Source organism: Lysobacter sp. TAB13 (assembly GCF_052113885.1).
Lineage (GTDB): Bacteria > Pseudomonadota > Gammaproteobacteria > Xanthomonadales > Xanthomonadaceae > Lysobacter > Lysobacter gummosus.
On sequence record NZ_JBFRDR010000085.1, the window covers coordinates 1 to 638 of the forward strand.

At 61.1% G+C, this 638-nt stretch carries 1 pseudogene; it reads right to left on the minus strand.

What is annotated here, in order from left to right:
- Positions 1 to 257: pseudogene (locus AB4Y92_RS25235) on the minus strand (mandelate racemase); the annotation flags it as partial.
- Positions 258 to 638 lie beyond the last annotated feature (381 nt).

Here is a 638-nt window from a genome sequence, read left to right on the forward strand (position 1 = left end):
AGATTGGTACCGGCATCATCGAGCAGGCTCTTCGGCTCGGCCTCGAGGATGCGATTGCGGAAACGCTCCCGGATCAGCCCGCCTTGACCATAGCGCCCGTTCGAATTGAAGCCGTATCCGACCACGCGTCGGCCGTCGCGCATGACATCGGTCACGACGGCTACAAGGCTCGCTGTCATCTTCGAGAAGTCGATATAGGCGTTGCGGATGGGAGAGGCGATGGGCTTCGTGATCTCGACGACATCGACGATACGCATGGTCAGGTCCTTCCGTTCGGTTCTGGGTTCTGTGCTGGTGGAGCGTCGGTGGGCCACGGCCGGCATCGACTGGTCTCCTGCTCACCTTGGATCGCCCTCATCTCGGCTATGCCGATATTGGCAGTTCCGAAGACGAACGGAGACAGGAGCATCTTGCTCAGTTTGATGACGTCATCGGTTCCAGGCTGGCGCTGCGCCGGGGCCAGAAGAGCCCGATCAAGCCGCCACTCCCGATGCCGATGTGAGCTCGCACATAGAATTCGCCAAACCATCTGATTCCGAGAAGATTCCTCATTGTATGGCCTCCCTCCGCTGTTCCGGCGAGGCTCGGGCGGTCCTCTGTTCGGGCGCCAGTCGGCGAGATATCGCCATCGGGGGCCC